Raw genomic sequence first — 23,545 nt, 5'->3', positions numbered from 1 at the left:
CCCCGGCCGCAGGGCCGGGGGCGTTCGTCGTGCGGCGTGGCGTCAGGAGTCGCCACCCGTGTTGCCGGACGTGCCGGCGGTGACGTCGTGCAGGCGGTACCGCTCGATCGCCTGCGCCGGCAGGGACGGGTCGACCTTGCCCTCGAGCACCAGCTGCTGCAGCACCCGCACCACCGTCGACGGACCGTCGATCTTGAAGTGCCGACGCGCCGCCGCGCGGGTGTCGGAGAACCCGAAGCCGTCGGCGCCCAGGGTGGCGTAGCGACCCGGGATCCACGCCCGCACCTGGTCGGGCACGAGGTGGTCGTAGTCCGTCGTGGCGACGAACGGGCCCTCTGCGCCCTGGAGCTTGGCGGTCAGGTACGGGGTACGCACCTCGTCGCCCGGGTTGAGGAAGGCGTGCTGCTCGGCGGCCAGCGCGTCGCGTCGCAGCTCGTTCCAGCTGGTCACCGACCAGACCGCGGCGCGCACGCCCCAGTCCTCGGCCAGCAGGTGCCGGGCCTCGAGCGCCCACGGCACCGCGACCCCGGACGCGAGGATCTGGGCGCGCGGCCCGTCACCCTCGGCCGGTGCGATGAGGTGGATGCCCTTGAGGATGCCCTCGACGTCGACGCCCTCGGGCTCCGCCGGCTGCACCATCGGCTCGTTGTAGACCGTCAGGTAGTAGATGACGTCCTGGTCGCGACCGTCGGGCTCGCCGTACATCCGCTGGATGCCGTCGCGCACGATGTGCCGGATCTCGTACCCGTAGGCCGGGTCGTAGTGCACGACGTGGGACATGGTGCCCGCCAGCAGCGGCGAGTGGCCGTCGGCGTGCTGCAGGCCCTCGCCCGTCAGCGTCGTGCGGCCCGCCGTGGCGCCGATGAGGAAGCCGCGCGCCATCTGGTCGCCGGCCGCCCAGAACTGGTCGCCGGTGCGCTGGAACCCGAACATCGAGTAGTAGAAGTAGAACGGGATCAGCGGCTCGCCGTGCGTCGCGTACGACGTGCCCACCGACTGGAACGCGGCCGCGGAACCGGCCTCGTTGATGCCGGTGTGCATGATCTGCCCGGCCTCGGACTCCTTGTAGCTCAGCATGAGCTCGCGGTCCACGGCCATGTAGTTCTGGCCGTTGGTGTTGAAGATCTTCGCGCTCGGGAAGATCGAGTCCAGGCCGAACGTGCGGGCCTCGTCCGGGATGATCGGCACCAGGCGGTGGCCGAACTCTTTGTCCTTGACGAGGTCCTTGAACAGGCGCACGAGCGCCATCGTCGTGGCGACCTCCTGCGTGCCCGAGCCCTTGGCCAGGCTCTCGTACGTCTTGTCGCCCGGCAGCGTCAGCTTGGTGTGCGCGCTGCGCCGCTCGGGGACGAACCCGCCCAGCTGCCGGCGCCGCTCGAGCATGTACTTGATCGCGTCGTCCTCCGGCCCCGGGTTGTAGTACGGGGGCAGGTAGGGGTTCTCCTCGAGCTGCTCGTCCGTGATCGGGATGTGCAGCGAGTCGCGCAGGGTCTTGAGCTCCTCGACCTTGAGCTTCTTCATCTGGTGCGTCGCGTTGCGCCCTGCGAAGCCCGAGCCCAGCCCGTAGCCCTTGATCGTGTGCGCGAGGATCACCGTCGGCTGACCGGTGTGCTCACGGGCGGCCTTGTACGCCGCGTAGAGCTTGCGGTAGTCGTGCCCACCGCGCTTGAGGGCCCAGATCTCGTCGTCCGTCATCTTCTCGACCAGCGCCTTGGTGCGCGGGTCGCGGCCGAAGAAGTGCTCACGGATGAACGCGCCGCTCTCGGCGCGGTACGTCTGGAAGTCACCGTCGGGCGTGGTGTTCATCAGGTGGACCAGGGCGCGGTCCTTGTCGGCGTTGAGCAGGACGTCCCACTCGCGGCCCCAGATGACCTTGATGACGTTCCAGCCGGCACCGCGGAACTGCGCCTCGAGCTCCTGGATGATCTTGCCGTTGCCGCGCACCGGGCCGTCGAGCCGCTGCAGGTTGCAGTTGACGACGAAGGTGAGGTTGTCCAGGCCCTGCTGGGCGGCGTGCTGGAGCATGCCGCGGGACTCGGGCTCGTCCATCTCGCCGTCGCCGAGGAACGCCCAGACGTCCTGCTGGCTCGTGTCCTTGATCCCGCGGTTGTGCAGGTACTTGTTCGTCCACGCCTGGTAGATCGCGGACGCCGGGCCCAGGCCCATGGAGACCGTGGGGAACTCCCACAGCTCGGGTGCCAGGCGCGGGTGCGGGTAGGACGGCAGGCCGCCGCCGGGGTGCGACAGCTCCTGGCGGAAGCCGTCGAGCTGGTGCTCGGACAGCCGGCCCTCGAGGAAGGCGCGGGCGTACACACCGGGGGAGGCGTGGCCCTGAAAGTAGACCTGGTCGCCGCCGCCGGGGTGGTCCTTGCCGCGGAAGAAGTGGTTGAGGCCCACTTCGGTGAGGGTCGCGACGGACGCGTACGACGAGATGTGCCCGCCGACCGCCACGCCGGGGCGCTGCGCACGCGTCACCATGACGGCCGCGTTCCAGCGGATCCACGAGCGGTAGCGGCGCTCGATGACCTCGTCACCGGGGAAGTACGGCTCGTTGTGCACCGCGATCGTGTTGACGTACGGCGTGTTCAGCGACGCGGGGATCGCCACGTTGCGCTGACGGGCGTGCCGCAGCATGCTCATCAGCACGTAGCGGGCCCGCGGGCCGCCCTTCTCCTCGATCAGTCCGTCGAGGGACTCGACCCACTCACCGGTCTCCTCCGGGTCGATGTCGGGGACCTGGCTGAGCAGGCCGCCGATCAGGGGGCCCGTCTCGTCGATGGAAGCCACCGGTGCTCCTTCGCGTCTCGTGCGCGCCCGGCGCCTGGTGGCGCCCTCGGCACGCTGCGTTGCCCGCATCCGGCGCACCGCGTCGTGCGCGGGGTGCGGTTGCGGGTAGTCGCACCATTCTCGGTCCGACGGGCACAGAAAGTCACACCGTGACCGCTCCGTGGGGGCGTGACGTCCGTGACACGCCCGGGCGGACTGCCACTTGCCAGAGCCGCCGGGCCTGCGGTGGGCTAACGTGTGCCGACATCGACAGGTGGGTCCGCGGACATTGCGGCGCACCGGGGGAGAAGGGAACCGGCCGACGTGTCATCCACCGCGGACGACTCCGCGACGCAGGCTGTCGCCCGGCTCGGCTTCACAGCCGGGCAGGTGATCCAGGAGCTGGGCTACGACGACGACGTCGACAACGACGTCCGCGCGGGGCTCGAGGCCCTGACGGGGACGGAGCTCGTCGACGAGGACTACGACGACGTCACCGACGGTGCGGTCATCTGGTTCCGCCAGGAGGACGGGGACCTGACGGACGCCCTGGTGGACGCGATGACCGTGCTCGACGACAGCGGTCCCATCTGGGTGTTCAGCCCCAAGGCGGGCCGGCGCGGCCACGTGTCGCACTCGGACATCGAGGAGGCCGCGAACACCTCGGGCCTGCACGCGATGACGACCTTCGCGATCGGACCGGACTGGTCCGCCACCCGGCTGGCCACGCGCGGTCGCGGCAAGTGAGCAACGCGAGCGCCCCCGCGGTCGGGGCGCCCGCCCCGGACCTGGCGCTGCCGGACACGCACGGCACGCCGGTCACCCTGGCGCAGCTGCGCGGCACGCCGGCAGCGATCGTGTTCTTCCCGTTCGCGTTCTCGGGCATCTGCACCGGTGAGCTCTGCGAGCTGCGCGACAACATCGCGGCGTTCGACGCCGCCGGCGTGCGGCTGCTCGCCGTGTCCTGCGACCCGATGTTCACCCTGCGGGCGTGGGCGGAGCAGGAGGGGTTCACCTTCGACCTGCTCTCCGACTTCTGGCCGCACGGCGCCGCCGCCCGCGCGTACGGCGTCTTCGACGACGCCACGGGGCACGCGCTGCGCGGCTCGTTCCTCGTCGACGCCGACGGGGTGCTGCGCTGGAGCGTGGTGAATCCGCGCGGGCAGGCGCGGCCGCTGGCGGCGTACCGCGAGGCGCTGGCGGCGCTGGCCAGCTGACGGGCGGAGCCGCCGCGGCGTCCGACGCACCGATCGTCCGACGCACCGGGCCGTCGACGTGGGTGGGCCCGGCCGGTCTCGAACCGGCGACCTCCGCGGTGTAAGCGCGGCGCTCTGACCAACTGAGCTACAGGCCCCTGCGGTCGGCCAGCCTACCGGCGGCCGGGGGTTCTGCTGCACGTCGCGGCGTGGGTGCGTGGGCGCTCGCACGACGGCGCGCCGTAGGCTCGACGTCGTGCGAGCCACCGTCATCCACGGCCCCCGCGACGTGCGCGTCGAGCAGGTGCCGGACCCCGTGATCCACCGTCCCACCGACGCCGTCGTCCGCGTCGTCGCCGCGTGCGTGTGCGGCTCCGACCTGTGGGCGTACCGGGGGGTGCGACCGACCCGCGCCCCCCACCGCACCGGCCACGAGTTCGTCGGCGTGGTCGAGGAGGTGGGCGCCGACGTGCGCCGCGTCCGGGTCGGTGACTTCGTCGTCGCGCCGTTCTCGATCTGCGACAACACCTGCGCGCACTGCCGCAACGGCGTGCACACCTCGTGCGAGCAGGTCGCGTGGTGGGGCTCGCCCGACCACGACGGCCTGCCCACCGACGGCGGGCAGGGTGAGCACGTCCGGGTCCCGCTGGCCGACGGCACGCTCGTCGTCACCCCCGAGCACCCCGACGCCGCCCTGCTGCCCCACGTGCTGACGCTCACGGACGTGCTGGGCACCGGGCACCACGCCGCGCTGGCGGCCGGTGTGCACGCCGGCTCCAGCGTGGCCGTGGTGGGCGACGGGGCCGTCGGCCTCTGCGGGATCATCGCGGCGCGCCGCCTCGGCGCCGAGCGCGTCGTCGCGATGTCGCGCAACCCGGCCCGGCAGGCGCTGGCGCGGCGCTTCGGCGCGACCGACGTCGTCGAGGAGCGCGGCGACGAGGGTGCCGCGGCGGTGCTCGACCTGCTCGGCGGCGTGGGTCCGGACGGCGTGCTGGAGTGCGTCGGCACCAAGGAGTCGATGGCGCAGGCGCTGGCCACCGTGCGACCCGGCGGACGGGTCGGCTTCGTCGGGGTGCCCGCGGGCGGCCCGGAGCTGTCGGTCCAGACGATGTTCGGCGGCAACAAGGGCGTGGTCGGGGGGGTGGCCCCCGTGCGCGGCTACATCGAGGGCCTGCTGCCCGACGTCTGGGCGGGGACGATCGAGCCCGGCCTCGTCTTCGACGCGACGTTCGCGCTCGACCACGTCGCGGACGCCTACCGCGCGATGGACGAGCGCACCTGCACGAAGGCGCTGGTGCTGCCGTGACCGCGACGCTCGCGGACGTCGTCGCCGCGCTGGACCGGCGGTACCCGCCGGGCACCGCCGAGCAGTGGGACCGGGTGGGCCTGGCCGCCGGCGACCCCGACGCGCCCGTGCGTCGCGTGCTCCTCGCGGTCGACCCCGTCGCGGCCGTCGTGGACGAGGCGCTCGCGTGGGAGGCGGACCTGCTGGTCACGCACCACCCGCTGCTGCTGCGCCCGGTGCACTCGGTGGCCGCGACCACCTTCAAGGGCGCGCTCCTGCACCGGCTCGTGCGTGGCGGCTGCGGGCTGTACACGGCGCACACCAACGCCGACGCGGCGCACGGCGGCGTCGCCGAGGCGCTGGCCGACGCGATCGGCCTGGTGGGCACCGAGCCGCTGGTGCCCGCCGACGCCCCGGCGCTCGACAAGCACGTCGTCATGGTCCCGGTCGACGACGCCGATCGGCTCGTGGACGCGCTCGCCGGCGCGGGCGCCGGGCACGTGGGTGCCTACGAGCGCTGCGCGTGGACGACCACCGGCGAGGGCACGTTCACGCCCCTACCGGGTGCCACGCCGGCCCTGGGCACCGTGGGGCGCCGCGAGACGGTCGCCGAGGCGCGCGTCGAGATGGTCGCGCCACGCCACCGGCGGGCCGCGGTCGTCGCCGCGATGCGCGCCGCGCACCCGTACGAGGAGCCCGCGTTCGACGTCCTGGAGCTCGCGACGCTCCCGGGGGCCACGGGCCTCGGACGCGTCGGGACGCTGCCCGCACCGCAGCCGCTGCACGCGTTCGCCGCCGCCGTGGCCCGTGCCGTGCCCGCCACGGCGCAGGGCGTGCGGTACGCGGGGGACCGCGACATGCCGGTGCGCCGGGTGGCGGTGCTCGGGGGCTCCGGCGACTCGCTGTTCGACGCGGTGCGCGCCGCGGACGTCGACGCGTACGTCACCGCCGACCTGCGGCACCACCCCGCCTCGGAGCAGCAGGAGCGGGCGGCCTTCGACGCGCGCGGCGGCGCCCCGCGCCCCGCGCTGGTCGACCTGGCCCACTCCGCGTCCGAGTGGCTGTGGCTGCCCCGCGCGGCGCAGGCGCTGCGCGACGACCTGGCGGCCGCGGGCACTACGGTGGAGACCCGCGTCAGCACGCGGCGCACCGACCCGTGGACGGGTCACGTGCCGCAGACGTCCCCGCCGGAAGGAACCACGTGAGCAGCGCCCCCGCCGCCGACCAGCGCCGACTCCTCGACGTCCAGGAGCTCGACACCCGACTCGCCCAGCTCGCGCACAAGCGGCGCAGCCTGCCTGCGCTCGCCCGCCTCGTCGAGCTCGACTCCCGCCTCGCGGACCTCGAGACCGCGCTGGTGACGTCCCGCACCGCGGCGTCGGACCTGCGCACGGAGGTGGCCAAGGCCGAGGCCGACGTGGACCAGGTGCGCAGCCGGGCGAGGCGCGACCAGCAGCGGCTCGACGGGGGCCAGGTCGGCGCCAAGGACGCGCAGGCGCTCACCAGCGAGCTGGCGAGCCTCGCGGCCCGCCAGTCGCACCTGGAGGACGTGGAGCTCGAGGTGATGGAGCGGCTCGAGGCGCACGAGTCGGTGCTGCGCGACCTGGAGCAGGCGCGAGCGGCGCTGGTCGAGGACCGCGACCGGGTCGTTGCCGAGCGCGACGCGGGCTTCGCCGAGGTCGACGCGGAGGCCGCGCGGGTGCGCGCCGAGCGCGAGCGCACGGCCGACGGGCTCGACGGCGGGCTCGTCGCCCTCTACGAGCGGCTGCGCGGTCAGCTGGGCGGCAGCGGGGCCGCCGCGTTGCGCGGCAACCGGTGCGAGGGGTGCCGGCTCGAGCTCAACCCGCTCGACCTCGAGGCGATCCGTGCCCGGCCCGTCGACGCGGTGGTGCGGTGCGAGGAGTGCGGTCGGATCCTCGTGAGGCTCACGGACTCCTGACGGCGCGCGCGGGCGCGGTGCGCTGGACCGCCGGCCGTCCACGGCGAAGACTGCAGGCGTGACCAGCACACCGCCCCGCGACGACCGGCCCGCCGACGACCGCCACGCGGCGGACGCGCACGCCCCGGACTCCTCGTCGGCCGACCCCTCGCCCGCCGACGCGCTCGCGGCGTCAGCGGCGGACCCGGCGGGCTCGGGCGCGTCGGCGGCCCCCGGCACCCGGCGGCGGGCCGACCGCCCGTCCGGCAGCGTGCCGCGCTTCGACGACGACGAGCCGACGACCGTCGTGCTGGTGCGGCACGGGCAGACCACCATGACGGTCTCGCGCGGCTACTCGGGCTCGTCCGAGCCCGGACCGTCGCTGGACGAGCGCGGCCGGCTGCAGGCGGCCGCGGCGGCCGCACTGGTCCACCGGGTCGGCCGCGACCTGTGGGGCGACATCGACTACCCGTCCGAGATCGTCGCCTCGCCCATGGTCCGCACGCAGGAGACCGCGGCGGTCATGGCGGAGCGCCTCGGCCTGTCGGTCCGCACGGACGCGGCGTTCCGGGAGGCGCACTTCGGGCACTGGCAGGGGCTGACGTCCGAGCAGATCGAGGAGCGCTGGCCCGGCCGGCTCGAGCCGTGGCACACCACGGGGCGGTTGCGGCCCCCGGGCGGCGGTGAGTCCATCGAGGACGTCGGCGTGCGCCTGCGCGCGGGTCTGGACGCGCTGCGCGCGGGCGGCAGCCGGACCGTGGTCGTGGTCTCCCACGCCGTGGCGATCCGCGCGGCGCTCGGCGTGACCCTGGGCGCCGACCCCGGCACCTGGAGCCAGCTGCGCGTGGCGCCCGCCTCGGTGAGCATCATCCGGCTGTTCGGTGACCGCCGCGACGAGATCGCCGTGGCCGGGGCGCCCAGCGAGGGCTGGTGACGGACGTCAGGTGACGGCGGTCAGGTGACGACGAGGGAGAGCGTGCGGGCGCCGCGCCGCGGCAACGGGCCGAGCTCGACGGCGTGCAGCACGTCGCCCACCAGGGCGCTCGCGGCGTGCGCGAGCTCGTCGGCGTCACGCGGATCGCGGCCGCGGCGGGTCACCAGGTGGCGCGTCAGGACCCCGCGCGTGTGCTTGGCGTGGTGGGAGACGACGGAGCGCCGCCCGTCGACCTCGCGCAGCACGCGGACGTCGACCCAGCAGGCGCCGGCCGGCGGCGTCCAGGCGGCGCGGTAGGCGGCCGAGCGGCAGTCGACGACGAGCCCGCCGTCCGCGGCGTCCCCCAGCTCGACGCCCAGGGGACCGCGCCACGCGGCCGCCAGCGGCCCGATGCCGGGCAGGTCGGTGCCCATGGACAGGCGGTAGGCGGGGACGACGTCGTCGACCGTCAGCAGGCCCCACAGGGCCGAGACGACGCGCACGCTCTCGACGGCCCGCGCCCGCGCGGTGGGCGTCAGCGCGTCGAGCCCGGCGGCTCCGTAGAGCACACCGGTGTAGATCCGCGACGCGCGGGCAGCGGGTGCTCGGCGCAGGCCGACGTTGCGGGCGACCTCGTCGGCCAGCCCGGCGGACACGCCGAGGACGTCGCACGCGTCGGGTCGGCCGCTCACCGCCACCAGCGCGTCGAGCACCTTCTCGCGCACCGGCGTCAGGCCGCCGTGGGACAGGGCGTCCAGGTCCAGCGGGGGAGCGGTCGGGGGTGCGGGCGTCTTGCCCTCCGAGGGCGGCAGCAGCACGAGCACCGCACGAGGGTACGGTGGCCGCCTTCCAGTTCCCGCGTCCCGAGGGTGTGAGATGGCACAGGTCACGGTGTACGGGCGGCGCTCGGTGTGGGCCGACCGGCGGCGCGAGGTCTCGGACGCCGTCCACGGCGCGCTCGTGGGCGCGTGGGGGCTGCCCGCGGACAAGCGGTTCCACCGGTTCCTGCTGCTCGACGACGAGGACCTGGTCGCGCCGCGGGCCCCGGAGTACCTCGTCGTCGAGGTCGTCTGCTTCACGGGCCGCAGCCCGGCGGCGGTGCGGGCGCTGATCGCGGCCTTCTTCGACGACGTGGCACCCGCGCTCGGGCTGGCGCCCGACGACCTGGAGGTCGTGATCCTCGAGAGCCCGCCGACGCACTGGGGCATCCGCGGCGTCGCGGGCGACGAGCTGAGCCTGTCGTACCGCGTGGACGTGTGACGCGGGTAGGCTGACCACGCGGATGAGTCAGCCAGGCGGCCGCGTCGGGACCCTCGGGTCCCGCCGAGGAACGTCCGGGCTCCGTAGGGCAGGGTGGTGGGTAACGCCCACCCGGGGTGACCCGCGGGACAGTGCCACAGAGAACAGACCGCCACGACGGACCGGCTCGCCGGGACGACGGGGTAAGGGTGAAACGGTGGTGCAAGAGACCACCAGCGCACCGGGTGACCGGTGCGGCTCGGCAAACCCCACCCGGAGCAAGGCCAGACAGGGAGCGTTCGAGGGTTGCCCGCCCGAGCTCCCGGGTAGGCCGCTGGAGGCGTGCGGCAACGTACGTCGTAGATGGATGGTCGCCACCCGCGCGTGGGAGACCGCGCGCGGGGACAGAACCCGGCGTACCGGCTGACTCATCCGCACCACCACCCGCTCGGCGGTAGCCCGCCGCTGTCCCGTCCGCTTACAACTGGACGGTTGACCAGCGCGGGCTCCCGGCACCGCGCGCGACGTCCAGGGGGTGGCATGCACGAGCTGGCGGTCTGCACGCTGCGGACGAAGTCCGGTGACGTCGACGGGCACGTCGTGAGCTTCGACGCCGGCGTGCTGGTGCTCGAGGTCGACGACCCCGTGGAGGACAGGGAGATCGGTGACGCCGCCTCGGTCACGGTGCTGGACCCCGTGCGAGGGCTGTGCCGGTACGTGGGGCTGCTCGGTGGCACCAGCGGGACGGCGGTGCAGCTGGTCGTGCTGGAGCGCGGGGTGCCCGACCAGCGGCGCTCGGCGGCGCGTGCCCTCTACCGCACCGCGTGCACCGGCAAGGTCGAGAGCCCGTCGGGGGTCGCCGGCGTGAGCGTCACGGTCGTGGACATCAGTGCCTCCGGCGTGCGGTTCGTGACGTCTCGGTCGCTGAGCCGCGGCGACGTCGTGCGGTTCCCCATGCCTGCCGGTGACACGACCGTCGACCTCGCCGCGCGGGTGCTGCGCGTCGAGGAGGGGCAGCACGAGTGGCGCTACGGGTGCGAGCTGGTCGACCTCGACGACCGCACCCGCGAGACGCTCTTCCGCCTGGTGCTGTCGCTGCAGCGGGCGGCGGCCCGGGAGCGCAGCCTCGCCGCCTGGTGAGCCGGCGGACGGGTGGTGCTCATCGACCGACGGGCACCACGCTGCCGCCCCGCACCGCCCCGGCGTCCTGCGGCCCGCCGCCGGCGGCCGGCACGGTCCCGGCGCCGGGGAGCCGCACCGCGAACGTCGCACCCCGCCCGCGGTCGGTGACGGCGCGGATCGTGCCGCCGTGGCTCGTCACCACCTCGCGCAGCAGCGCGAGCCCGAGCCCGAAGCGCCGGTCGTCGGCTCCCGCGCCCCGGTGGAACCGGTCGAAGATGCGCTCGGCCTCCGCGGGGTCGACACCCGGTCCGGTGTCGCTCACCACCACCTCCACGACGCGGCCCTGCTCCACCGCACGCGCACCGACCGTGACGCGACCGCCCGGCGGGGTGTGCGACAACGCGTTGCTCAGGAGCTCGGCGACGACACGGCGCAGGGCGGACGCGACGCCGAGCACGTACGGCACGTCGTCCGTGAGCGCGACGACGCTCACCCCCTGCGCGGCGGCGCGCGCCGTGTCGTTCGCGACCGCCTCCTCGACCAGGGCGGCGAGGTCGACGTGGGTGCTGTCCGGGCGCGTCGTGGCCGTGTCCTGCGCGGCCGTGAGCCTGGCGGACAGGAGCAGCTCGTCGACGATCTCCCCGAGGCGCCGGGTCGTGACGACGAGCCGGTCGAGGTCGCCCGCCTGGGCGTCGTCGTCCGCGGCGCGGGCGCGGCGTTCGAGCAGCTGGGCGCGGGCGTGCACCTGGGCGATCGGCGTGCGCAGCTCGTGGCTGGCGTCGGCGACGAACCGCCGTTGCCGCTGCAGGGCCTCGGCCAGCGGGGCGACGGCGCGCCGTCCGACGACCACGCCGCTGACGACGGCCGCGAGTGCGCCCGCAGCGGCCGCGACGCCGAACGCGATGAGCAGGTGCCGGCGGTCGGCGAGCTGGAACCGGGCGTCGAAGACGGCCTGCACGACGTGGTCGCCCTGCTGCGCGGTGCGCACGAAGTAGACGGTCCCGTCCTGCACGACGCGGGTGTCCTGGGCCACACCGGTCGCGTGCACCTCGCGCAGCGCGTCGGTGAGCGGGAAGCCGTCCGGCGGGGCGGCGACGCCGCTGTCCACGGCGGTGCCGTCGTACGTGATGATCCAGCTGCACGCGGGCGGGCCGGCGATGGTGCCGTGCTCGACGCCCCACGCGAGCTCGCCGTCGATCTGGCGCTCCTGGCTGTGCAGCAGCAACCCGTACGAGATGGCCCCGGCCAGGGCGAGCAGCACCGCGATGACGAGGCCGACCAGGGCGCCGATGCGCAGGCGCGCCCGCCGCAGGACGCGGTCCTCGGTCGTCGGCGGGTTCACAGCGTGCCCAGGCGGTAGCCGGCGCCGCGGACCGTGCGCACCGCGTCGCGTCCGAGCTTGCGGCGCAGGTAGTACACGTAGGTGTCGACGATCGACGCGGCCTCGGTGTCCTGGAACACCACGCGGCGCAGCTCCGCGCGCGTGTGCACGCTGCGTGGACGCTCCGCGAGCGTGCGCAGGAGCGCGTGCTCACGCGTCGAGAGGTCGACGCACCGCCCGCCGGGCAGGACGACCTGCCGGGTCACGAGGTCGAGCGACGCCTCGCCGACCGGCAGGTGGGTGTCGGCCTCGTCGACACGGCGGCACAGCGCGCGGATGCGGGCGCTGAGCTCGTCGAGCTCGAACGGCTTGACGAGGTAGTCGTCGGCGCCGGCGTCGAGGCCGGCGACCCTGTCGGCCACCGTGCCCAGCGCGGTGAGCACCAGCGCCCGGGCGCCGACGGCGTGCGACCGTAGCCGCCGCAGCAGGTCCAGGCCGTCCACGGCGGGCAGCCGGCGGTCGACGACGAGGACGTCGTAGGGGCGGGTCAGGCCGAGGTGCAGCGCCCGGTGGCCGTCGCGCGCCTGGTCGACGAGGTACCCCTCGTCGGTCAGGGTCTCGGCCAGCATGTCGTTGAGCTCGCGGTCGTCCTCGACGACGAGGAGCCGGTGGGGTCGTCCTGACATGTCCTGACAATGGCACATCTGATGTGACTTGAGTAACACTTCCGTGGTCACGATGTCACCCGCTCGGCCTCCGCCGCGGCGGGCGCGGGTTCCACGAGAGGGTGACGGCGCTCGACCCAGGACAGCAGCGGGCTGGTCATGACCGTGGTGACGAGCGCGACCAGCACGAGGACGGTGAACAGGGCAGGACCCACGATGCCCGCCTCCAGGCCGATGTTCAGCGCGATGAGCTGCATCAGCCCGCGGGCGTTCATGAGGGACGCGACGCGCAGCGCGACGCCCTGCGGCTCGCCACGGCGCCGTGCCGCGGCCCAGCAGGCGCCGAACTTCCCCGCGATCGCCAGGACCACGCACGCCACGGCGAACAGGAGCACCGTCGGGTCCGTGAACAGCCCGAACTGCGTGTGCAGGCCGGAGTACGTGAAGAACAGCGGGACGAGCACACCGGTCACCGGCGTGAGGGCGCCCACGACGCGGTCGGCGGCGGGCACCCGCGGGAGGGCGAGGCCGAGCGCGAAGGCGCCGAACACCGCGTACAGCCCGATCTCGTCGGTGAACCACGCCGCGCCGAACAGGACGGCCACGGTGCCGAGCAGGCGCGTGCCGTCGTCCACGCGCGGGCTCCCCATGAGGCGGCGCATGCCGGGACGGGCCACGAACACCACCACGGCCACGAACACGAGCGCACCCCCGACGGTCAGCAGCGCCGGCCCCGGGCTGCCGGTCGCCACGGCCAGCACCACCGCCAGCAGCACCCAGGCGACGACGTCGTCCACCGCACCGCTCGCGAGCGCGATCGTCCCGTGGCGGGTGCCGGCCTGCCCCCGCTCGGTGATGATCCGCGCGAGCATCGGGAACGCCGTGATCGCCAGCGCCACCCCCACGAACGCGGCGACGACACCCACCGGGACGCCGTCCGACTGCAGCGGGACGTGACCCGCGGCCAGCAGCACGAGCGCGACGCCCAGGACCAGCGGCCCGGTGACGCCCGCGAGCGAAACGGCCGCCGCCGTGCGGGCCAGGCCGTCGGAGCGGCTCGTGGTGAACGCGTGCCCGGCGTGGAACATCAGCAGCACGAGGCCCACCTGGCCGACCACGTACAGCACGGGCCGCAGGTCGTCGGGGAACAGCGAGTCCTGCACGCCCGGCAGGAACAGGCCCAGCAGGGACGGGCCGAGGAGCACCCCGGCGACCATCTCGCCGACGACGGGTGGCTGGCCGACGCGGCCCAGCAGCCACGACACGCCGCGGCACACGAGCAGGATGACGACCACCGCGAGGAAGAAGCGGGGCGCGAGCTCGACCGGTGTCATGCGCGGACCTCCCGGAAGTAGGTGGTGCAGGGACGGCGTCGACGGGCGTCGAGGACCATGACGGTGCCGAGCACGAGCTGCTGCACGGACCGTCCGACGTCGGCCCACCGGTCGGCCAGCCGCATCGCGGCCAGCCGCGCCCGGCCCGGTCCGGGTGCGCCGGCCGGGGTGAGGTAGGCGGGGCCGCGGTTCGGCATCGACCGCGTGTGCGCGGCGCTCGACGTCACGTCGTAGCGGCGAAACCCCCGCAGCACGGCGCGCAGCATGACGGGCGCCGACCCGCGCGCGGGGCAGGCCCGGTTGGCGGTGACGCCGAACGGGATGAAGTGCGCGTCGCGCGGGCGCAGGGTCCGCCAGCGCTCGGGGTCGAACGTGTCGTCCGGCGCGGTGCCGGTGCGCTGGTACGCGAGGTAGTTGAACAGCAGCACCGAGCCCGTCGGCAGCGTCGCGTCGCCGACGTCGATCGGCGCGGACGTGATGCGGTGCGCGATGCCGAACAGCGGGTGCACCCGCAGCGTCTCGTCGACGATCCGGTCCAGCGCCTCGTCGTCGTCGACCTGACCACGTGCCGGCCCGTACGCGCCCGCGCAGAGCAGGACGTGCGCGGCGGCCTCCGACATCTGCACGACCGCGGTGTTGAAGAACGCGCCCTGCAGGTACCAGGCGGTCTCCTGCGCGGTGAACGGCGGCGGCAGCACCACCGGGCACGTGCCCGCCTCGACCCGGTCCCGCAGGTACGCGGTGAGCCGGTCGCGTCGGTCCAGGTGGCGCAGCCCGGTGCACTTGAGGGCCGTGACGACGTCGTCGGCGTTGGCGACCACGAGGTCCCGGGCGTCACGCGGGCACGGCTCGGCGAAGACCAGCTCGTGGTAGACCTCGGCCCACACGGGCATCAGCAGGTCGCGCAGCCGCACCCGGGTCGTGCGGTCCGCCGGCAGGGCGTCCAGCGCGCGGCGGACGGCCGCGGTCGCGAGCTCGTCGCTGCGCTCGTGCCGCACCGCCAGGACCTGGCGCGTCGTGCGGGCGACGGTCCGGTAGCGCTCGCCGGGCTCCAGGTGCTCCTGGTGCATGTGCGCCCCGGGTGCCAGCCAGTACCAGAACAGGTCCGACAGGCCGGCGCCGGCGCTGCGCCCGTCCGCGGCGGGGTGGGAGTACACCGCCTCGAAGTGCTCCGCGCCGACCAGCGGGCCCGGCACGGGGATGCCCTCCGCGCCGTTGACCCACGCGAACACGCGCTCGCGCAGGCGCACGACGGCGCGCGGCAGCCACCCCGGCAGCGTCCAGAGCGCCACCGCCGCGGCGAGCACCGCGACCCCGGTCGTCACGGGACCGTCACCAGGTCGGGGGTGAGGTCCCGCGGCCGGTGCGCCCCGACGAGCGCCATGGCGTGGGCGAGCTCGTCGACGAGCTCCGTGAGCACCGACCGGACCCCGTCCGCCCCGCCCTGCGCCAGCCCCCACAGCACGGGGCGGCCGACCATCACGGCGTCCGCACCCGTGGCGAGCGCCACGAGCACGTCGACCCCGCGTCGCACCCCGCCGTCGAGCAGCACCGGCACGCGCCCGTCGACGGCGGCGACCACGCCGGGCAGCGCGTCGAGCGAGCTGACGGCGCCGTCGAGCTGGCGGCCGCCGTGGTTGGAGACCACGACGCCGTCGACGCCGTGCTCGACGGCCAGCCGCGCGTCGGCGGGGTGCAGCACGCCCTTGACCAGCACGGGCAGGGTCGTGGTGGCGCGCAGCCACGCCACGGCGTCCCACCCGAGGTCCGGGTCGACGACCAGGTCGCGCACCCGCCCGTCGGCGTCCCGGAGGTTCTCGCACACCAGACCGGCGGGCAGGTCGGTGAAACCGTGCCGCGCGTCGCGCGCGTGGCGACCGCGCACCGGGGAGTCCACGGTGAGGACCAGGGCGCGGCAACCGGCGGCCTCCGCGCGGGCGACGAGCGCCGCCGTGAACGCCCGGTCCGGCTGCACGTACAGCTGGAACCAGGTGGTCGCGCCGGTCGCGGCGACGTCCTCGACCGCGACGGTCGACATCGTGCTCACGGTGAGCAGCCCGCCGGCCGCGCGCACCCCGCGTGCGGTCGCGGCCTCGCCGTCCGGGTGCGCCAGACGGTGGAACGCCGTCGGCGCGACCACGACCGGTGCGGCGAGCCGCACCCCGCACAGGTCCGTGGTCAGGTCGGTGCCGCCCGGGCCGCGCAGCACGCGCGGCACCACCCGGCGGCGGGCGAACGCCTCCTCGTTGTCCGTCAGGGTGCGCTCCTCGCCGGCGCCGCCGGCGAGGTAGTCGAAGTGCACGGGGTCCAGGACGGCCCGGGCACCGCGCTCGGCCTCCCGCAGCGGTCCGGGCACGTCAGCGTCCCGCCAGCGCACCGGCCACGAAGCCCTCGAGCGGGGCCACGTGGGCGTCGGGCCGGTCCCACCGGTTCTCGAGGTTCTCCGCCAGGTGGTGCGTCGCGACGAGCTGCCCGCGGCGGTGGTGGCGGACCACCGGGTGCAGGTACGCCGCGTCGTGCGCGACGCCGGGCCGGTCCTGCGCGATGCGCTGCACACCGATGTCGAACGGGTCGACCTTGTCGTGGTCCGGCCCGTACTCGAGGGTCACGACGAACGCGTCGTCGTCGTGACCGTCGGGTCCCAGCCCCACGCGCGCGTGGTAGGCGACGGGCACCTCCTCGTGGTACCGGGCGGTGCCGTCCGTGACGGCGACGACGTCCGCCAGGACACCGAACTGCTGCCACAGGGCCGAGGACCTGTTGACCCGCTCGACCACGGCGGCGGCGATCGCCTCGGGCGTCGCGTCGACGGGCAGCGAGGGCCACGGCTCGTCGGCGTACCGCCGCTCGAGGATGCGGTGCAGGGCCCGCGTGGCGTACCGGAACCCGTGGACGAACCCGTTGGTGGAGTGCTTGAAGTCACGCTGCTGGCTGAGGGTCCCGGCGAAGAAGAGGCCCGGCACGTCGACGGACTCCCACTCGTCGGTCTGCGCGGGGAACCGGCCGCCGATCGCGAGCGCGGGCCGGCACGAGTCGTCGAACACGGTGGGGTCGAACGCGAACCCGGTGCACGCGAGCACCCGGTCGTAGTGGAGCACACGGGTCTCGTCGGCCCGGGCGAAGCGGAACGTCACGGCCAGGCCGTCGTCGTCGCGCTCGATGCGCTCGATCGTGCCGTCGAGCACCGCGTTGGCGGACTTGAGCTGGTACGTGTCGAGGAAGTTGTTGTTGACCGCGCGCAGGTTCCCCACGTAGTGGGTGCGCCACGCGAGCCGGACGGAGTCCGGGCCCGCGAGGTGGATGAGCGTGGTCGTCTCCATGAGCGCGTCGGCCGTCTCGAACCCCGAGTTGCCCTTGCCGATGACGAGCACGCGCTGGTCGAGGTAGTCGTCGGGATCCACGGGCATCGTGTCGTACCCCTCGACCAGCTCGAACCCGGGGATCGCGGGGCGGTGCAGCCGGCTGACGCCCGTCGCGACGACGACCGAGCGGGCCGTCAGGACGTCGTCGCCCACCCGCACGTCGAACAGGTCGCCGCGCCGCGACACCCGCCACACGGGTGCGCCGTACCGCACCCGCACCTTGGTGCGCTCGGCGAAGTCCGCGAGGTACTGCACCATCACGTCCGCGTCCGGGAAGTACCGGTCCGTGTAGCGCGTGAAGCGCAGGTCGGGGTCGTCGCTGAGCAGCGAGTTCCAGTCGAACCGCAGGTTCAGCTCCGGGTCGTCGCTGCCGGTGCGCGGCTTGTTGATCGAGATGAGGCGGCGGTGCCGCGGGTACCGCGTGAAGAACGAGCCGGCGGCGTCGGCGCGCTCGACGACGAGGTAGTCGCGGCGGCCGTCGGCCTCCAGCAGCGCGCCGAGCTGCAGGCCGGCAGGCCCGGCTCCGATGACGAGGTGGTCGAGGGTCACGGTCGGGCCTCCGGGTCGGTGGTGAGGACGACGCGCGCGCAGGTGCGCACGTGCGCGAGCGTGTTGTCCGCCTGGTCACGGCCGTCGGTTCTGCCGGCGAACCCGACCAGCGCGCCGAAGCCCGTCGTGCGGCCGTAGACCGTGCGGTCGGCCGCCACGGCGGCGTCGAGGAGGGCCCGTGCCGCGCCGGTGCGCTCGCGTGCCTCGGGCGGGACGACCACGTCGACCGGGCCGGCGGACGCCGCGAGCAGGTCACGGGTCCGCAGAGGGGCGGCGAGATCGACGCGGGTCGTCAGCGCGGCACGGGCTTCCATGCCCCCGACGGTAGGGACGCGATCTCAGAGCGGTGTGAGATGCGTCACCCTACGGTCGGGCCATGACGCCCGACGCGCACGACGTCGACCGGGGTGCCGGCCCTGCGGTGCTGTGGCCGCAGCCGGTGCTCGACCTGCTCGCCCGTGACCCGGGACGTCCGGTCTTCGAGGACGGGGACCGGGTCGTGACGGCGGGGGAGATGGCGCACGCGGTGGCACGCGTGGCCGCGGGCCTGCGCGCCGCCGGAGCGGGACCGGGTGCGGGTGTGGCCCTCGACCTCGGCGTGACGCCCGAGGCGTTCGCCGCCACCGTGGCCGCCTTCGCCGTCGGCGCCCGCGTGTGCGGCGTCCCGCCCGGGCTCGCGCCCGCGCAGCGCGCGGACCTGCTCACGCGCGCCGACGTCACCGTCGTCGTCGACGAGGCCCGCCTGTCCGACCTCCTCACGTCAGCACCGCACGGTCCGGTCGTCGCGGCCGGACGGCCGGGCGACGTCGCGCGGATCACCTGGACCAGCGGGACGAGCGGCCGGCCCAAGGGCTGCGCGCAGACCTACGCCGCGATGAGCGGCGCGTGGGTGCCGTTCCCGGAGCGCTGGCCCGCCGCGGTCGCGGCGCTGGCGCCGCGGCTCGCCCGCTTCCTGGTCCTCGGGACGCTGAGCAGCCACGTGATGCTCGAGTACAGCGTGCTGGCGCTCACCGCCGGTGGCGTCCTCGTCGCGGCGCGACCGCCGGGCTACCCCGACGCGATCGTGCGGCACCGGGCGACCGCCGGCGTCATCACCGTCGGACGGCTCCACCAGCTCGTGCGCGCGCAGCGCGAGGACCCCGCCGACCTGTCGACCCTGCGGGCGCTGCTGGTGTCCGGGTCCCCGCTCGCGCCGTCACGGCTGGCCGAGGCGCTCGACGTCCTGGGGCCCGTCGTCTTCCACGGCTACGGGCAGACCGAGACCGGCATGATCGCGATGGTCGCGCCCGAGGAGATGCGGTCCCCGGCCGTGCTCACCACGGTGGGGCGTCCACCGGCGCAGGTCGACGTGCGGGTGCGCGACGGCGAGGTGTGGGTCCGCACCCCGTGCCAGGCCGCGGGCTACTGGGACGACCCCGTCGAGACCGCGCAGGTGTTCGTCGACGGCTGGGTGCGCACGCGCGACCTCGGCGAGGTCGACACGGACGGGTACCTGCACCTGCGGGGCCGTGCACGGGACGTCGTCATCGTCGACGCGCAGATCGTCCACGCCGGGGCCGTCGAGCGGGTCCTCGAGCAGGACCCGGCGGTCGCGGAGGCGTACGTCGTCGCCCGGCCGGACGACCTCACCGGGGAGGCCGTGCACGCGTGGGTCGTCCCGGCGCACGGGCGTCGCCCCGACGTCGAGGAGCTGCGCCGACGCGTGGCGCACGCGCTCGGCGTGGTCGCCGTCCCGCAGGGGGTGCACGTCGTCGAGCACGTCCCGCTCGCGCCGAGCGGCAAGCCCGACAAGCGCGCGCTGGTCGAGCCGCTCGTCAGGTCGTGACGTCGCCCACCGGGTCGGGCGCCTGCGGCGGGTGCACCCAGGTCACGAGGACGACCGAGATGATCATCAGCAGGAACCACGAGACGAGCTTGCTGCCGCCGACGACGTGCCAGCCGTCGACCTGCGACGGGTACAGCCACGCGCCGGCGAACGTGGCGACGTTCTCCGCCAGCCAGATGAACCCCGCCACCAGGGTGAACGCGAGCAGCACGGGCATCCGTGGTCGGGCGGCGTGCACGCGCAGGTGCATCACGCTGCGGCCGAACACCAGGACGACCGCGGCCACCAGCACCCACCGGGCGTCCGCGACCCAGTGGTGCGTGAAGAAGTTGGCGTAGACCGCCACGGCCAGCACCGCCGTCACCCAGCGGCGGGGGTACCGGTCGAAGCGCAGCTCGAAGATGCGGAACACCCGCACGAGGTACGAGCCGACGGCACCGTACATGAAGCCGGAGAACAGGGGCACCGCCCCGACCCGCAGCACGCCCTCGGCGGCGTAGGACCAGGACCCCGCGTCGGTCTTGAACACCTCCATGGCGGTGCCGACGACGTGGAACAGCAGCACCACCCGCAGCTCCCGGACGGTCTCCAGACGCGTGAGGAGCATCCCCGCCTGCAGGACGAGCGCCGCGACCGTCAGGGCGTCGTTGCGCGCGAGCCAGGCGTCGTCCGGGTACCAGAACCGCGCCGCGAGGAGCAGCGCGAGCAGCAGGGCGCCGAACAGGCACGCCCAGCCCTGCTTGAGGGTGAACACGGTGAGCTCGACCAGGCCGGTGCGGACCCGGCGGCCGCGCAGCCGTGCGAGGCGGGCGCGAGCCCAGGCGTCGACACGTTCCTCGACGACGGTGAGCTCGCGCGCACCGGCGCGCGGCAGGGTGAGGCGCAGGTCTCGCAGCACGACGCCCATCCCACCGCTGCGCTGCGGTGGGACGGGCGTCGGCCGTGGACGGGTTCGCGGGGGGACCTGTGCAGATCCTGTGTGGCACGCACGGTCGGGTGCCGCACAGGTCGGCCGTTCCGCTGGGTCAGCGCGTGGAGCGCGCCCGGTACCGCTGGACCATGGGGCAGTCGAAGGGGTCGCGGGCCGACAGGCCGACGCGGTTGAGGTACTGGACCACCAGCAGGTAGCTGCGGACCAGCGAGGTCTCGGTGTACGGCATGCCGACCTGCGCGCAGTGCTCGCGCACCATGCGACGGGCGCGGGCCAGGTGCGGCCGCGGCATGCTCGGGAACAGGTGGTGCTCGATCTGCGCGTCCAGGCCGCCCATGAGCATCGTGACGGTGGTACCGCCCCCGATGTTGCGCGACGTGAGCACCTGCTTGGACAGGAAGTCCAGACGGCTGTCGGCGGGGATGATCGCCATGCCCTTGTGGTTGGGCGCGAACGACGCACCCATGTACACGCCGAACACGGCGAGCTGGACGGCGAGGAACGCGGCGGCCATGCCGAGCGGCAGTGCCCAGACGACCAGCGCCACGTAGATGCCCAGCCGGGCGGTGAGGATCACGAGCTCGAGCGTGCGTGCACGCGAGCGGGGGGAGGCCAGGAGGCTCTTGAAGGCCAGGATGTGCAGGTTGACACCCTCGAGCGTCAGCAGCGGGAAGAACAGCCAGCCCTGCCGGCGCGTGATCGCCGCCATGAGGCCGCGCTGCTTGGCGGCGTCCTCCTCGAGGAAGGAGACGGTGTCCCACTCGATGTCGGGGTCCTTGCCGACCCGGTTGGGGTTGGCATGGTGCCGCGTGTGCTTGGTCATCCACCACGAGTGGCTGATCCCGACGACGCCGTTGGCGAGGATCCGGCCGAGCCGGTCGTTGGCCGGGCCCGTGAGCAGGACCTGACGGTGCGACGCCTCGTGCGCGACGAACGCGAACTGGGTCAGCACCAGGCCGAGGCCCGCGGCGATGAGGAGCTGGAACCAGGAGTGGCCCAGCAGCACGAAGCCGGCGACGAGACCCGCCAGGGCGGTCGTCAGCGCGGCGAGCAGGGAGAAGTAGAAGCCGGGGGTGCGGTCGAGAAGTCCTGCCTCACGCACCTGTGCGGACAGCTCGTGATAGCTGCCGGTGGCGGCCGCCTGACGGGGACGCGTCGGGGCAGGGGGCGCAGGTACGGATGCAGGAGCCACATGACCTCCAGGGCTCGGATCGACTTCCCAGCCGTGGGGGGAGCGGGTGCTCGTGGTGCGGATGGCCCTACCCTACGGCACCGTAGGTTCGCTGTCTCGCGTGACCGTCGACCAGTCTCCCGCGCACGACCTGGGTGCGTCCGGCCGACGGGCCGTCCGTCTCCCGCCGCCGCTCTCAGCGGCGCTGCGCGGCCGCGAGGCGTGCGGCGCCCACGATGCCGGCGGCGTTGCGCAGACCGGCGGGCACGATCGGGGTGCGCAGGTCCAGCAGCGGCAGGAACTGCTGGTGCTTCTTGCTCACGCCGCCGCCGACGACGATCAGGTCGGGCCAGAACAGGTCCTCGACGACCGAGAAGTACCGCTGCAGACGCTTCGCCCACTGCTCGAACGACAGGCCCTCGCGGTCGCGCGCCGCGTCCGAGGCGCGCGACTCCGCGTCGTAGCCGTCGATCTCGAGGTGGCCGAGCTCCGTGTTGGGCACCAGCACCCCGTCGACGACGAGCGCCGAGCCGATGCCGGTCCCGAGCGTCACGACGAGCACCACGCCGGGCACGTCGCGGGCGGCCCCGTAGACGACCTCCGCGTAGCCGGCCGCGTCGGCGTCGTTGACCGCGACCACCGGGCGCCCGGTGGCCCCGCCGACGGTCGCGGCCACGTCGGTGCCGATCCAGGAGTCGTCGACGTTGGCGGCGGACTGGGCGACGCCGTGCAGGATCACCGCGGGGAAGGTGACACCGATGGGCACGTCGTGGTCCAGGTGGAAGGAGTCGACGACCTCGGCGACGGTCCGCGCGACCGCCTGCGGCGTCGCCGGCTGCGGCGTGGGGATCCGTACGCGATCGGCCGCGAACTCCCCGGTGCGCAGGTCGACCGGCGCCCCCTTGATGCCCGAGCCCCCGATGTCGATGCCGAAGGCCGTCCTGACCGGCGGGTCGTCGTGCTTCGGGTGCCCGTGCTTCGTGTCCTCGTGCTTCGCGTGCCCGTGCTTCGTGTCCTCGTGCTTCGCGTCCTTGCTCATGGCAGCGTCAGCACCTCCGCTCCGGTGTCGGTGACCAGCAGGGTGTGCTCGAACTGTGCCGACCTGCTGCGGTCGGCGGTGACGACCGTCCAGCCGTCGTCCCACATCTCCCAGTCGGGAGTGCCCAGGTCCAGCATCGGCTCGATCGTGAAGACCATGCCGGGCTCGATGAGGGTGGCGTGCTGCGGGGCGGCGTCGTAGTGCGGCACGACGAGCCCGGTGTGGAACGCGGGGCCCACGCCGTGGCCCGTGAAGTCGCGCACCACGCCGTACCCGAAGCGTGCGGCGTACTTCTCGATGACGCGACCGATGACGTTGATCTCGCGCCCCGGTCGCACGGCCTTGATGCCGCGCTCCAGGGCCTCGCGCGTGCGCTCGACGAGCAGCCGGGACTCCTCGTCCACGTCGCCGGCGAGGAAGGTCGCGTTGGTGTCGCCGTGCACGCCGTCGACGTAGGCGGTGACGTCGATGTTCACGATGTCGCCGTCCTCGACGACCGTGGAGTCGGGGATGCCGTGGCAGATGACCTCGTTGACCGACGTGCACAGCGACTTGGGGAACCCGCGGTACCCGAGCGTCGAGGGGTACGCGTCGTGCGCGACGAGGAACTCGTGGCCGATCGCGTCGAGCTCGTCGGTGGTCACGCCGGGCACGACGTGCCGCCCGACCTCCTGCAGCGCCTGCGCGGCGATCCGTGCGGCGTGCCGCACGCGCTCGATCGTGCCCGGGTCCAGCACGTCCGGCCCGCGCCACGGCGTGGGCATCGGCTTGTCGACGTACTCCGGGCGGGCGATGTGCGCGGGGACCGCGCGCCGCGGGCTGACCTGCCCGGGGACGAGCGCGGTGCGCGGCGGGTGGACCGGCGGCATGACTGGCAGTCTACGTAGCGACGGGGTGGGACTGCCCGCC

22 protein-coding genes, 1 tRNA gene and 1 other RNA gene are annotated in these 23,545 nt (G+C 74.3%); 10 read left to right on the top strand and 14 right to left on the bottom strand.

The window, feature by feature from the left end; translation table 11 throughout:
- Nucleotides 1-42: 42 nt before the first annotated feature.
- Nucleotides 43-2,787 carry a pyruvate dehydrogenase (acetyl-transferring), homodimeric type gene (gene aceE / locus KG103_RS10985; RefSeq protein WP_207341096.1) on the bottom strand — a complete coding sequence of 915 codons (2,745 nt, stop codon included), beginning with the start codon at nucleotides 2,785-2,787 and terminating at the stop codon, nucleotides 43-45.
- 303 nt (nucleotides 2,788-3,090) lie between these two features.
- Between aceE and KG103_RS10980 the strand changes: the two genes are divergently transcribed.
- The gene (locus KG103_RS10980; protein ID WP_207341097.1) at nucleotides 3,091-3,513 is read left to right on the top strand and encodes a DUF3052 domain-containing protein; all 423 of its coding nucleotides are present in this window, start codon (nucleotides 3,091-3,093) and stop codon (nucleotides 3,511-3,513) included.
- The gene (locus KG103_RS10975; RefSeq protein ID WP_207341098.1) at nucleotides 3,510-3,983 is read left to right on the top strand and encodes a peroxiredoxin; all 474 of its coding nucleotides are present in this window, start codon (nucleotides 3,510-3,512) and stop codon (nucleotides 3,981-3,983) included. Before KG103_RS10980 ends, KG103_RS10975 begins: the two co-directional genes overlap by 4 nt.
- 63 nt (nucleotides 3,984-4,046) lie before the next feature.
- Here KG103_RS10975 and KG103_RS10970 read toward each other — a convergent pair.
- Nucleotides 4,047-4,120 (bottom strand) — tRNA-Val (locus KG103_RS10970).
- Between the two features lie 98 nt (nucleotides 4,121-4,218).
- On the opposite strand from KG103_RS10970, the gene KG103_RS10965 reads away from it, so the two are divergent.
- From KG103_RS10965 to KG103_RS10950, 4 genes are read left to right on the top strand one after another with little or no spacing between them, the layout of a single operon-like run.
- Complete coding sequence (locus tag KG103_RS10965; RefSeq protein ID WP_207341099.1) at nucleotides 4,219-5,268, top strand: zinc-dependent alcohol dehydrogenase family protein; 1,050 nt, start codon at nucleotides 4,219-4,221, stop codon at nucleotides 5,266-5,268.
- Nucleotides 5,265-6,452 (top strand): Nif3-like dinuclear metal center hexameric protein, encoded by a 1,188-nt coding sequence (locus tag KG103_RS10960; protein ID WP_207341100.1) that lies wholly within the window; start codon nucleotides 5,265-5,267, stop codon nucleotides 6,450-6,452. The genes KG103_RS10965 and KG103_RS10960 overlap by 4 nt, the downstream gene beginning before the upstream one ends.
- The gene (locus KG103_RS10955) at nucleotides 6,449-7,186 is read left to right on the top strand and encodes a zinc ribbon domain-containing protein (protein ID WP_207341101.1); all 738 of its coding nucleotides are present in this window, start codon (nucleotides 6,449-6,451) and stop codon (nucleotides 7,184-7,186) included. Before KG103_RS10960 ends, KG103_RS10955 begins: the two co-directional genes overlap by 4 nt.
- A 58-nt stretch (nucleotides 7,187-7,244) precedes the next feature.
- Nucleotides 7,245-8,099, top strand: a complete 855-nt coding sequence (locus tag KG103_RS10950; RefSeq protein WP_249670551.1) for a histidine phosphatase family protein — start codon at nucleotides 7,245-7,247, stop codon at nucleotides 8,097-8,099.
- A gap of 20 nt (nucleotides 8,100-8,119) precedes the next feature.
- Here KG103_RS10950 and KG103_RS10945 read toward each other — a convergent pair whose 3' ends face one another.
- A complete protein-coding gene (locus KG103_RS10945; RefSeq protein ID WP_207341102.1) occupies nucleotides 8,120-8,902 on the bottom strand; it encodes a YaaA family protein in 783 nt (260 codons plus the stop codon).
- Between the two features lie 52 nt (nucleotides 8,903-8,954).
- Between KG103_RS10945 and KG103_RS10940 the strand changes: the two genes are divergently transcribed.
- The 3 genes from KG103_RS10940 (at nucleotide 8,955) to KG103_RS10930 (ending at nucleotide 10,457) form a co-directional block, all read left to right on the top strand.
- Entirely contained in the window at nucleotides 8,955-9,338 is a 384-nt protein-coding gene (locus tag KG103_RS10940) for a tautomerase family protein (RefSeq protein ID WP_207341103.1), read from the top strand.
- Between the two features lie 23 nt (nucleotides 9,339-9,361).
- An RNA gene (rnpB, locus tag KG103_RS10935) (RNase P RNA component class A) lies at nucleotides 9,362-9,752 on the top strand.
- 105 nt (nucleotides 9,753-9,857) lie between these two features.
- Nucleotides 9,858-10,457 (top strand): PilZ domain-containing protein, encoded by a 600-nt coding sequence (locus tag KG103_RS10930; RefSeq protein WP_207341104.1) that lies wholly within the window; start codon nucleotides 9,858-9,860, stop codon nucleotides 10,455-10,457.
- Nucleotides 10,458-10,476: 19 nt separating this feature from the next.
- Here the strand turns inward: KG103_RS10930 and KG103_RS10925 are convergent, their stop codons facing one another.
- From KG103_RS10925 to KG103_RS10895, 7 genes are read right to left on the bottom strand one after another with little or no spacing between them, the layout of a single operon-like run.
- A complete protein-coding gene (locus KG103_RS10925) occupies nucleotides 10,477-11,781 on the bottom strand; it encodes a sensor histidine kinase (RefSeq protein ID WP_207341105.1) in 1,305 nt (434 codons plus the stop codon).
- Nucleotides 11,778-12,446, bottom strand: a complete 669-nt coding sequence (locus KG103_RS10920) for a response regulator transcription factor (RefSeq protein ID WP_207341106.1) — start codon at nucleotides 12,444-12,446, stop codon at nucleotides 11,778-11,780. Before KG103_RS10920 ends, KG103_RS10925 begins: the two co-directional genes overlap by 4 nt.
- 47 nt (nucleotides 12,447-12,493) lie before the next feature.
- Nucleotides 12,494-13,759 carry a cation:proton antiporter gene (locus tag KG103_RS10915; RefSeq protein ID WP_207341107.1) on the bottom strand — a complete coding sequence of 422 codons (1,266 nt, stop codon included), beginning with the start codon at nucleotides 13,757-13,759 and terminating at the stop codon, nucleotides 12,494-12,496.
- Entirely contained in the window at nucleotides 13,756-15,084 is a 1,329-nt protein-coding gene (locus KG103_RS10910; protein ID WP_207341108.1) for a cytochrome P450, read from the bottom strand. Before KG103_RS10910 ends, KG103_RS10915 begins: the two co-directional genes overlap by 4 nt.
- Nucleotides 15,081-16,115 carry an alpha-hydroxy acid oxidase gene (locus tag KG103_RS10905; RefSeq protein WP_249670550.1) on the bottom strand — a complete coding sequence of 345 codons (1,035 nt, stop codon included), beginning with the start codon at nucleotides 16,113-16,115 and terminating at the stop codon, nucleotides 15,081-15,083. The genes KG103_RS10910 and KG103_RS10905 overlap by 4 nt, the downstream gene beginning before the upstream one ends.
- 1 nt (nucleotide 16,116) lies before the next feature.
- Nucleotides 16,117-17,670: an NAD(P)-binding domain-containing protein gene (locus tag KG103_RS10900; protein WP_207341109.1), complete on the bottom strand. Its 1,554-nt coding sequence runs from the start codon at nucleotides 17,668-17,670 to the stop codon at nucleotides 16,117-16,119.
- Nucleotides 17,667-17,984, bottom strand: a complete 318-nt coding sequence (locus KG103_RS10895; RefSeq protein WP_207341110.1) for an aromatic amino acid lyase — start codon at nucleotides 17,982-17,984, stop codon at nucleotides 17,667-17,669. The genes KG103_RS10900 and KG103_RS10895 overlap by 4 nt, the downstream gene beginning before the upstream one ends.
- 62 nt (nucleotides 17,985-18,046) lie before the next feature.
- On the opposite strand from KG103_RS10895, the gene KG103_RS10890 reads away from it, so the two are divergent.
- Nucleotides 18,047-19,495, top strand: a complete 1,449-nt coding sequence (locus KG103_RS10890) for a class I adenylate-forming enzyme family protein (protein ID WP_207341111.1) — start codon at nucleotides 18,047-18,049, stop codon at nucleotides 19,493-19,495.
- Here KG103_RS10890 and KG103_RS10885 read toward each other — a convergent pair.
- The 4 genes from KG103_RS10885 to map form a co-directional block, all read right to left on the bottom strand.
- Nucleotides 19,485-20,393: a DUF817 domain-containing protein gene (locus tag KG103_RS10885; protein WP_249670549.1), complete on the bottom strand. Its 909-nt coding sequence runs from the start codon at nucleotides 20,391-20,393 to the stop codon at nucleotides 19,485-19,487. The genes KG103_RS10890 and KG103_RS10885 overlap by 11 nt on opposite strands.
- Nucleotides 20,394-20,520: 127 nt before the next feature.
- Nucleotides 20,521-21,618 (bottom strand): fatty acid desaturase family protein, encoded by a 1,098-nt coding sequence (locus tag KG103_RS10880; RefSeq protein ID WP_207341113.1) that lies wholly within the window; start codon nucleotides 21,616-21,618, stop codon nucleotides 20,521-20,523.
- Nucleotides 21,619-21,793: 175 nt separating this feature from the next.
- Nucleotides 21,794-22,636, bottom strand: a complete 843-nt coding sequence (gene ppgK / locus KG103_RS10875; RefSeq protein ID WP_207341114.1) for a polyphosphate--glucose phosphotransferase — start codon at nucleotides 22,634-22,636, stop codon at nucleotides 21,794-21,796.
- Complete coding sequence (gene map, locus KG103_RS10870) at nucleotides 22,633-23,505, bottom strand: type I methionyl aminopeptidase (RefSeq protein ID WP_207341115.1); 873 nt, start codon at nucleotides 23,503-23,505, stop codon at nucleotides 22,633-22,635. The genes ppgK and map overlap by 4 nt, the downstream gene beginning before the upstream one ends.
- Nucleotides 23,506-23,545 lie beyond the last annotated feature (40 nt).

Source organism: Cellulomonas wangleii, assembly GCF_018388445.1.
Taxonomy (GTDB): domain Bacteria; phylum Actinomycetota; class Actinomycetes; order Actinomycetales; family Cellulomonadaceae; genus Cellulomonas; species Cellulomonas wangleii.
Note: the sequence above shows the minus strand (reverse complement) of the source record. Positions and strands in the feature narration are given on the sequence as shown.